The sequence below is a fragment of the Corallococcus sp. AB030 genome (assembly GCF_003668965.1).
GTDB classification, from domain to species: domain Bacteria; phylum Myxococcota; class Myxococcia; order Myxococcales; family Myxococcaceae; genus Corallococcus; species Corallococcus exiguus.
In genome coordinates this window covers 1-478 of record NZ_RAWQ01000487.1, presented here as the reverse complement: position 1 = coordinate 478, position 478 = coordinate 1, and the positions used below count along the sequence as shown (strand labels likewise).

The window sequence follows — 478 nt, the reverse complement described above, 5'->3', positions numbered from 1 at the left end:
TCTCTTTATCGCCGTTGATTTTGTAAGGACCAAACTCTTCAATGGCGCGAATACCGACTTCTTTTACGTTACCCGCCACAATACCGGAGAACGCACGGCGCAGGTCGGCAGCCAGCACTTCAACAGGTTGATCCGGGTAAAGCTTCAGATTAGCCATATTCTCGTGAGACGGCTCAAACGGCATTTGCAAATCTGGTGCAATGCGCATTGACCAGTTAAAGCTGTAAGCGTCACCAGTGTCGCGGCGATTTTCTTTCACCAGCGGCATCGATTTTTTCATCTGACGAGCGACTTCAGCGGCGTCATCAATGATGATGCGGTAATGGCGGCGCGCGTTTTCGCCCAGCGTATGTACGACAAACTCGTCCAGTACGCGGAAGTAGTCGGCGCTCTCTTTCGGGCCGGTGAGGATCAATGGTAAAACCTGATCTTTGTTGGCCGGGTTCATTAAAATTCCCAGCAAATACAGCAACTCTTC

The 478-nt window shown here is 50.8% G+C and carries 1 pseudogene; it reads right to left on the bottom strand.

Annotated features, from left to right (window positions below):
• Positions 1–478 (bottom strand): annotated as a pseudogene (ppnN, locus tag D7Y15_RS43730) (nucleotide 5'-monophosphate nucleosidase PpnN); the annotation flags it as partial.